Raw genomic sequence first — 7,664 nt, forward strand, 5'->3', positions numbered from 1 at the left:
GGAGAGGAATAGAGGCGATCGCTGGGCTCTCCGGATTCTTCTCCCCGTCGGGGTCGCGGGACGAGGGCAAAGCCCTCGCCCGGAGGTGGCGCGTAGCGCCGGATGAGGGGAAAGCCACGATCGCCAAAGGATCGACGGTGACAATCCCCAATCCCACCAACCATAACTTAGCGCCTATGCGGGGATGACGCCGGTGGGCAAGGCCAGGCTGGCGCACCGCAATGGCCGACCAAAAAAGAAAAGGGCGCCCGGAGGCGCCCTTTCGATTCTGGCCCGTTCGATCCGCTTATTGCGGCGCAGCGGGCGTAGCCGGAGCGGCGCCATCGGTGCCGAGCTGCTTGCGCAGCTCTTCGGCGCGGTCCTGCAGCTGCTTTTCCAGCGCCGACGGAGCGGTCGACTGCTTGTTGAACTCGTCGAAGGTCATGGCGGCAGCGCCATCATAGACCGAGGTGAAGCCGGCGAGCGTGATGTCGATCACCAGATCCTTGTTCTGCCGGTTCTTGGCAGTGAGCTTCAGCACGCCGCCCTTCTTGAGGCTGTTCACGTAAGCCTCGTTGATCACCAGCTGGGTGGCGCAGCTCTGCGGGTCGCACAGCATGAACGGCACGCGGATCGGCTTGCCGCCATCGATCTGCCAGGTGAGGCCGAACGGCAGCAGTACCCCGAGCGGCACCGCGGCAACGGCGAGCAGGCGGCTCTCCTGGCCCGGATCGTCACGCAACAGGAACGAGCCGAGGAACTGCCCGTTGGCAACGACGACCTGGCGCATGATGCAGGCCTGCTTGCCGCCATCGATGGGGTCGCAGACCTTGAGCCAGTTGGCGGCGGGATTGGCATTGGCAGCCGGCGCCGCAGGTGCAGCGGCGGCATCGGCAGCAGGCGCCGCCGGTGCTGCCCCACCCTCGGCGGGGGCTGCCGGCGTGGTGGCGTCCTGCGCGAGCGCCCCGAACGAGGGCATCATCAGCGCGGCAACCGCGAAACCAGCAACGACGAGCTTTTTGAGGGTCATTGAATTTCCTTGTGGTGTCCTACCATCGGTGACTCTCCCGGCCACCCTTGTTCGTGCGCTCTTCAAGGCACGAAACGCGGCAATAACATGACCGAGAGGGCTTCCGAAAGCTTTAACCTGCGAGTGTTGCTGCAGCGCTCGATTCCACCGCCAGCCGGGCCATTTTTGACAGTATCGCGGCGGTTCCCTTCAGTCGCGCTTCCGCCGTCGGCCAGTCACGGCTGAACACGAGTTTCTGATCAGGTTTGATCCGTACCTGCATTTGTGGATCGGAGACCATTCGTACCAGCCCGGCGGGATTGGGGAACGTCTTGTTTCTGAGCGTAACGACTGCCCCCTTGGGGCCGGCATCGACCTTTTCGACATTTGCAGTGCGGCAAAGCGCCTTCACCAGGATCACCTTGAGCAGCGCCTCCACCTCTTCCGGCAGCGGCCCGAAACGGTCGATCAGCTCGGCGCCGGCCGCATCGATCTCGCGCGCATCGGAGAGGTCGCCGAGCCGGCGGTAGAGCTGCATCCTCAGTTGCAGGTCGGGCACGTAATATTCGGGGATCATCACCGGCATGCCCAGCGAGATCGTCGGGCTCCACTCGTTGCGTTCCTCATACTCGGCATCGCCGTCGCGCAGCGCCGCCACCGCCTCCTCCAGCATCGCCTGGTAGAGCTCGAACCCGACCTCGCGGATATGGCCCGACTGCTCGTCGCCGAGCAGATTGCCGGCGCCGCGGATATCGAGGTCGTGGCTCGCCAGCTGGAACCCGGCCCCCAGCGTTTCCAGCGACTGCAGGACGGTCAGCCGTCGCTCGGCGGTGTCGTTGAGCTTCCGATCCGGCGGGATGGTGAACAGCGCGTAGGCGCGCTGCTTGGCCCGCCCGATGCGACCGCGGATCTGGTAGAGCTGCGCGAGGCCGAAATTGTCAGCCCGGTGCACCACCAGAGTGTTGGCGTTGGGGATATCGAGCCCGGATTCGACGATCGTGGTGGCGACCAGCACATCGAACTTGCCGTCGTAGAAATTGTTCATGATGTCGTCGAGCTCGCTTGCCGGCATCTGGCCATTGGCGACGACATAGCTCACCTCTGGCACCTGCTGGCGCAGAAACTCGGCGATATCGGGCTGATCCTTGATCTTGGGGACCACGTAGAAGGCCTGACCGCCGCGATACTTCTCGCGCAGCAGCGCCTCGCGCACGCTGAGCGGATCGAATGGCGAGACGAACGTGCGGATGGCGAGGCGATCGATCGGTGGCGTCGCCAGCAGCGACAGGTCGCGCACCCCGGTCAGCGCCAGCTGCAGCGTGCGCGGGATCGGCGTCGCGGTCAGCGTCAGCACATGGACGTTGCCCTTCAGCTCCTTCAGCCGTTCCTTGTGGGCGACACCGAAATGCTGCTCCTCGTCGATGATCAAGAGGCCCAAATCCTTGAACTGGATGGATTTCGCCAGGAGCGCATGTGTGCCGACGACGATATCGACAGTGCCCTTGGCCAGCTCTTCCCTGGTGCCTTTGAGTTCGGTTGACGACACCAGCCGCGAGGCCTGCCGGATGCGCAGCGGCAGCCCGGAGAAGCGTTCGCTGAAGGTCTTGAAGTGCTGCCGCGACAACAGCGTCGTCGGCACCACCACCGCCACCTGCCGCCCAGACATCGCGACCGCGAAGGCCGCGCGCAGCGCCACCTCGGTCTTGCCGAAGCCGACATCGCCGCACACCAGCCGGTCCATCACCCGGCCCGAGGCCAGGTCCTCGAATACGGCGTTGATTGCGACGAGCTGATCCTCGGTCTCGTCATAGGGGAAGCGCGCTGCAAACTCTTCGTAGAGCCCCGGCTGCACGTCCATCGGCGGCACCGTCGAGAGCTGCCGCAGCGCCGCGATCTTGATCAACTGCTCCGCCATGTCGCGGATGCGCTTCTTGAGCTTGCTCTTCTTGGCCTGCCAGGCGACGCCGCCGAGCTTGTCGAGCTCGATGATCGCGTCGGCGCCGTAGCGCGACAGCAGCTCGATGTTCTCGACCGGCAGGTAGAGCTTGGTGTTGCCGGCATATTCGATCTCGACGCAGTCGTGCGGCGCGCCCTGCACCTCGATGGTCTTGAGGCCCAGGAACCGGCCGATACCGTGGTCGACATGCACCACCAGATCGCCTGCCGCGAGACCGGCGGCCTCGGTCAGCGCGTCCGAGGCCTTGCGCCGCTTCTGAGGACGCAGCAGCCGCTCGCCGAGAATGTCCTGCTCGCTCAGCACCAGCATGTCGTCGGTCTGAAAGCCGGTCTCGAGCCCCAGCACCACCAGCGCCGTGGTCTCCGGCGAGGTCGTCTCCGCATCGCGCCAGTTCTCGGCGAGACGCGGATGCGCCAGGCCGTGGTCGGCCAGCACCTGTGCCATGCGATCGCGCGAGCCTTCCGACCAGCAGGCGATGATGGTTTTGCGCGCCTTCTTCCGCTCGGCGCGGAACAGTTTCACCACCGCCTCGAACAGGTTGACGTCCTGCGCCTGCCGCTCGGCGGCAAAGCTCGGCGCCACCCGCCCGGCCGCGTCGTCGGCCTTCTTCATGTCGGGTGCGGCGAATGGCGAGAGCTGGATCACGCCATGCTCCGGCGCCAGCGTGTAGGGCGCGCGCTCCATTTCGTAGAGTTGCCCCGGCGGCACCGGCTTGTAGGGCGCCGCGCCCTGCGAGGACTGCTTTTCGTGCCGCGCATCCTCGCGCGCCTGATAATAGTCCGAGATCTGCGTCTGCCGATCGGCGAAGGCTTCCCGCGCCTGGTCGTCGAAGATGAAGGGCGCGTCCTCGGTGTAGGCCGCGAGGTGATCCAGCTCGTCGTAGAAGAACGGCGTCCAGTGCTCGACACCCGGGTAGCGCTGGCCGGCGCTCACCGCTGCATAGAGCGGATCGTCGACGGTATTGCCGCCGAACATCGTGGTGTAGCGCGCCCGGAACCGGCGGATCGCCTCCTCGCTCAGCAGCACCTCGCTCATCGGCGCCAGCGCGATGCGCTTCAGATTGCCGGTGGTGCGTTGGGTATCCGGATCGAAGGCGCGGATGGTCTCCAGTTGCTTGCCGAAGAAGTCGAAGCGCAGCGGCGATTCGACGCCGGCCGGATAGAGGTCGACCAGCCCGCCGCGCACTGCATACTCGCCGGTCTCGCGCACCGTCGGCACCCGCAGGTAGCCATTGCCGGCCGCCCAGGCGATCAGCTTCTCGCTATCGACCACCTGCCCCGCTGCCGCGGCAAAGCTCATGCCGGCGACGACCTGGCGCGGCGGCAGCTTCTGCACCAGCGCGTTGACCGTGGTGAGGACGATCGCCCCCTTGGCCGCGCCGCTGGCAAGGCTCGAGAGCGTCGTCATCCGCGCCGCGATGGTCACCCCGTTCGGCGAGACGCGGTCATAAGGCAGGCAGTCCCATGCCGGCAACGTGAGCAGCTGGTGCCCCGGCATCAGCTGCTCGAGGATTTCCACCATGCGCTGCAGGCGCCGTCCATCGCGCGCCACGAATACCGCGCTCACCGCCGCATCCGGCGCGGCCTTCAGCCGGTCTTCGACCAGGCGCGCCAGCATCACCGGCTGCATGCCGTCAGGGACGTTCGAAATGGTGCGATCGGCGCGCTGGTCGGTCATTTGGCAGTCCGGAATCTGAGCAGGTCGGCGAGCAGGTCGTGGTCGGCGTCTTCAGGCGTTGGCTCCTGCCCCATCAGCCACTTGAGCAGGTCGGTATCGGCCTCCTCCAGCAGCGTCTCGAAGCGATCGAGCTCCGCTCCATCCATCGTCGCCAGCCGCGCGTCGGCATAGGGCCCGAGCAGCAGGTCCATCTCCTTGGTGCCGCGGTGCCAGGCGCGATAGCGCAAGCGCCGCAACCGCATAGCAGAATCTTCACCGGCGTCTTTTTGAAGGGCCATGAGCGGGTGGTCTCGGGGAATGTGGATGGCGTGTTTACGCGGATATCGCCTCCGTGTCACGTGGCAGAGGAGCATGCCAATCGTCGCGACGTGGTGCATCCGCCACGACCGACACCTGCAATCCGGTGGCAATCGGCAGCCAATTTTGCCACAACTCATCGGCAAATTTTCCGACCCGAGCTGCATGTCCCGTCCGCCTGCCCTCGATCCGCTGTTTCGCTCGCTCCACTCCATCAAGGGGGTGGGGCCGCAGCTCAGCGCCCTGCTGACCCGCTTCTTCGGCGCGCCGGAGGGACAGGAAGCCATCGCGCTCGACCTGTTGATGCACATGCCCACCGGCATCCTCGACCGCCGCCGCATGGATGGCATCGCCAATGCCGTGCACAACAACATCGCAACGCTGAAGCTTCATATCGATCGCCACCAGCCGCCGCCGCGCGGCCGCGAGCACATCCCGCATCGGGTGTTCGCGCATGACGAAACCGGCGAGATCCAGCTGGTGTATTTCCGCGCCCAGGGCGGCTGGGTGGAAAAGCTGCTGCCGGTCGGCGAGACCCGCTATGTCTCCGGCACCATCGGCTTCTTCCAGGGCGAAAAACAGATCACCCACCCCGACTATGTCGTCGAGGCCGACAAGTTCGAGGATATGCCGCTGGTCGAGCCGGTCTACCCGCTGACCCATGGCCTCAGCTCCCGCGCTCTGATCAAGCTCACCCGGCAGGTACTGGAGACCCTGCCCGAGCTGCCCGAATGGATGCCGGCCGAGCGCATCGCCGAGTTCGGCTGGCCCAGTTTCTATGCCGCCATGCGAGCCTCGCACGCCCCCGAAACCCCTGACGACGCGCAGCTCTGGTCGAAGAACCGCATGCGGCTCGCCTATGACGAATATCTCGCCGGCCAGCTCGCCCTGCTGATCGTCCGCTCGCAGCTCATCGCGCCGCGCGGCATTGCCCGAACCTTCACCGGCGCGATCTCCGCCAAGGTCGAGGCGGCCCTGCCCTATACCCTCACCGAGGGCCAGCGCCTCGCCGTCGAGGACATCCGCCAAGACCTCGCCGCGCCCGAACGCATGTCGCGCCTGTTGCAGGGCGATGTCGGCGCCGGCAAGACCGTCGTCGCGCTGATGGCGATGGCGGCGATGGCCGAAAGCGGCGCGCAGTCGGCGCTGATGACGCCGACCGAAATCCTCGCCAGCCAGCATTTCAAGACGCTGAAGCCCCTCTGCGACCAGGTCGGGCTCGGTATCGTGCTGCTCACCGGCAAGATGACTGCCGCCGAGCGCCGGGCCGTGCTGTCAGGCATTGCCGACGGTTCCACCACCATCGTCGTCGGCACCCACGCGCTGTTCCAGTCCGGCGTCGAGTTCCACAATCTCGGGCTCACAGTGGTCGACGAACAGCACCGCTTCGGCGTCCACCAGCGCCTGGCGCTCAGTGAGAAGGGCGTCCACGCGGACCTCTTGGTGATGACCGCCACGCCGATCCCGCGCACCCTGGTGCTCACCCATTTCGGCGACATGGCAGTCAGCATCCTGCGCGAAAAGCCGCGCGGCCGGCAGCCGATCGATACCGCGGTGCTGTCGATCGGCGAGTATGCCCGCGTCATCCAACGCCTCGAGAGCCGCATCGCCGAGGGAGCGCAGGCCTTCTGGGTCTGCCCGCTGGTCGAAGAAAGCGAGCATCTCGAAGTGGTCGCCGCCGAGGATCGCTTCGCCGAGCTGAAGAAGGTGTTCGGTGACCAGGTGGTGCTGATCCATGGCCGGATGAGCGCCGCGGCCAAGGCCGAGGCAATGGACCGCTTCCAGCGCAACGAGGCCAAGGTTCTTGTCGCCACCACGGTCATCGAAGTCGGCGTCGACGTGCCCAACGCCACCATCATGATCATCGAGCATGCTGAACGTTTCGGCCTCGCCCAGCTGCATCAGTTGCGCGGCCGGGTCGGCCGCGGCAGCCAGCGCTCGGCCTGCCTGCTGCTCTACAAGGAGCCGCTGAGCGAAACCGCCAAGGCCCGGCTCGAGACCATCAAGGGCACCGAGGATGGCTTCGTCATCGCCGAGAAGGATCTCGAGCTGCGCGGCCAGGGCGACGTGCTCGGCACCCGGCAGTCCGGCATGCCCGGCTACCACCTCGCCGTGCCCGACGTGCACCGGCACCTGCTCGAATGGGCGCATGAGGATGCGAAGAATGCGCTGACCCGTAACCCCGGCCTTGCCGGTCGCGACGGCGACGCCCTGCGCACCCTGCTCTATCTGTTCCGCAAAGACCTCGCCATTCCCCTGCTCCGAGCCGGCTGACCCCATGCAGATCCGCCCCTTCGAACGCCGCGACACCAACGCGGTCGTCGCCCTCTGGCAGGCCCGCGGCCTGACCCGGCCATGGAACGATCCGCTGAAGGACCTCCAGCGCAAGCTCGCCGTGCAGCCCGAGCTGTTCCTCGTCGGCGAACGCGACGGCGAGCTCATCGCCACCGCCATGGGCGGCTATGACGGCCACCGCGGCTCGGTCTACTACCTCGCGACGGCAGCGGCGCACGCCGGGAACGGCTACGGCGCGGCGCTGTTGGCGGAGCTCGAGCGGCGTCTTGCGGCGATGGGCTGCCCGAAGATCAACCTGCTGGTGCGCGGCGAGAATGAGGGCGTGCTGAAGTTCTACGACCGCCTCGGCTATGAGCGGCACGACTCGCTCAGTCTCGGGCGGCGGCTGATCGAGGATTAGGCAGTGTGCCACCGCGACGCCGGCGCGGGCCGACCCCCACCCCTGTCCCC

5 protein-coding genes are annotated in these 7,664 nt (G+C 66.4%); 2 read left to right on the forward strand and 3 right to left on the reverse strand.

The window, feature by feature from the left end:
- Nucleotides 1-286 precede the first annotated feature (286 nt).
- From VW23_RS13545 to VW23_RS13555, 3 genes are all read right to left on the reverse strand, one after another.
- Nucleotides 287-1,009 (reverse strand): invasion associated locus B family protein, encoded by a 723-nt coding sequence (locus tag VW23_RS13545; protein WP_084646091.1) that lies wholly within the window; start codon nt 1,007-1,009, stop codon nt 287-289.
- Nucleotides 1,010-1,121: 112 nt separating this feature from the next.
- Complete coding sequence (gene mfd, locus VW23_RS13550; RefSeq protein WP_176730393.1) at nt 1,122-4,622, reverse strand: transcription-repair coupling factor; 3,501 nt, start codon at nt 4,620-4,622, stop codon at nt 1,122-1,124.
- Complete coding sequence (locus VW23_RS13555; RefSeq protein ID WP_244513579.1) at nt 4,619-4,864, reverse strand: succinate dehydrogenase assembly factor 2; 246 nt, start codon at nt 4,862-4,864, stop codon at nt 4,619-4,621. The genes mfd and VW23_RS13555 overlap by 4 nt, the downstream gene beginning before the upstream one ends.
- A gap of 220 nt (nt 4,865-5,084) precedes the next feature.
- On the opposite strand from VW23_RS13555, the gene recG reads away from it, so the two are divergent.
- Nucleotides 5,085-7,193 (forward strand): ATP-dependent DNA helicase RecG, encoded by a 2,109-nt coding sequence (gene recG, locus VW23_RS13560; RefSeq protein WP_069910097.1) that lies wholly within the window; start codon nt 5,085-5,087, stop codon nt 7,191-7,193.
- 4 nt (nt 7,194-7,197) lie between these two features.
- Nucleotides 7,198-7,614, forward strand: a complete 417-nt coding sequence (locus VW23_RS13565; RefSeq protein WP_069910098.1) for a GNAT family acetyltransferase — start codon at nt 7,198-7,200, stop codon at nt 7,612-7,614.
- The last annotated feature ends 50 nt before the right edge of the window (nt 7,615-7,664 follow it).

Source organism: Devosia insulae DS-56 (assembly GCF_000970465.2).
In the GTDB taxonomy this organism is placed as follows: Bacteria; Pseudomonadota; Alphaproteobacteria; order Rhizobiales; family Devosiaceae; genus Devosia_A; species Devosia_A insulae.

Bases quoted from the DNA above. Each gene is read 5' to 3' on its own strand.
- mfd (WP_176730393.1), bottom strand. From the start codon at position 4,622: ATGACCGACCAGCGCGCCGATCGCACCATTTCGAACGTCCCTGACGGC.
- recG (WP_069910097.1), top strand. From the start codon at position 5,085: ATGTCCCGTCCGCCTGCCCTCGATCCGCTGTTTCGCTCGCTCCACTCC.
- VW23_RS13555 (WP_244513579.1), bottom strand. From the start codon at position 4,864: ATGCGGTTGCGGCGCTTGCGCTATCGCGCCTGGCACCGCGGCACCAAG.
- VW23_RS13565 (WP_069910098.1), top strand. From the start codon at position 7,198: ATGCAGATCCGCCCCTTCGAACGCCGCGACACCAACGCGGTCGTCGCC.
- VW23_RS13545 (WP_084646091.1), bottom strand. From the start codon at position 1,009: ATGACCCTCAAAAAGCTCGTCGTTGCTGGTTTCGCGGTTGCCGCGCTG.